This window comes from Bartonella sp. AP58NXGY, assembly GCF_042195785.1.
In the GTDB taxonomy this organism is placed as follows: domain Bacteria; phylum Pseudomonadota; class Alphaproteobacteria; order Rhizobiales; family Rhizobiaceae; genus Bartonella.
In genome coordinates, this window is the sequence record NZ_JBHIOY010000116.1 from 1 (window position 1) to 1,018 (window position 1,018).

The 1,018-nt window shown below is 37.9% G+C and carries 1 protein-coding gene; it reads right to left on the reverse strand.

Going from position 1 to position 1,018, the window contains the following annotated elements; genetic code table 11:
• Positions 1-39 precede the first annotated feature (39 nt).
• Positions 40-921 carry a hypothetical protein gene (locus tag ACFINC_RS09845; protein ID WP_375617095.1) on the reverse strand — a complete coding sequence of 294 codons (882 nt, stop codon included), beginning with the start codon at positions 919-921 and terminating at the stop codon, positions 40-42.
• Positions 922-1,018 lie beyond the last annotated feature (97 nt).

Here is a 1,018-nt window from a genome sequence, read left to right on the forward strand (position 1 = left end):
TTTTTTGCTACAAAGCAGCCCCCCGCGCCGTTATTTTATTTACGCTGCTTTTTCACTAATGGCATCATTACTACAAATATCTTCACGGAATATTTTCTTTTCTTTAAGAACGGCATTGCCATAAATTTTTACACCCTCAGCAATAATAGATCTGTTAGAAACACATGCATCATCATAGATTTCTACTTTTTCATAAATCATGGCATTCTCATAAACACGCGCATTGCCATAAACCTTGACATCTTTATAAACAACCGCTTTTCCATAAACCCTAGCATGATCAAAAATATGAGAACCTTCGTATACGCAAGAAGACCCTGATACTTTTGCATTGCCATAAACAAAGCCCCTCACATAAGCACTATGCCAAACCTTGGCATTGTCATAAATTTTTGCCTCTATACTAATAAAAGCTTTTCCATAAACCACGGCATTATCACAAACTTGACCACAAACTTTAGCATTGCCATAAACCTTGGCATTGCCATTAACCACACACTTGCCATAAACCCACCCCTTGCCACGAATCCACATGGTACCACTAATACTAGCATTATCAAAAATCTTAGCATTGCCATAAACATGGGTATCACGACCATAAACCTTGGCTTTATCACTCACTATAACGTTACCATAAACTTTAGCATTTTGAGCAACAACGGCTTCATTACGTATTTTAGCATTTTCACTAACGACAGCATCATATGCTGCAATAGCATCATCATACACCCAGCAATTCCCATCATGAGAGAGGTTGCTTTCCTTTTCAATAAAACCACCGAGGTCCCCAGCTTTTACATCATCAAAATCCCTTAATGCACGAATACGATAAAAGTATCTAGGTTGACCGGTTTCTGCATCTTTAACTTCTTTGATTTCGTCTATAATTTCATATTTTTTGGATACATTTTTAGTGGTCATAGGTAGCTCCTAATCTAATATTTAAACAATTTTTTGAATGAAAGAATTTTAAAGAGGGGCGCCCCCGCCGCGCCCGCGCCGTTATTTACGCTGCTTT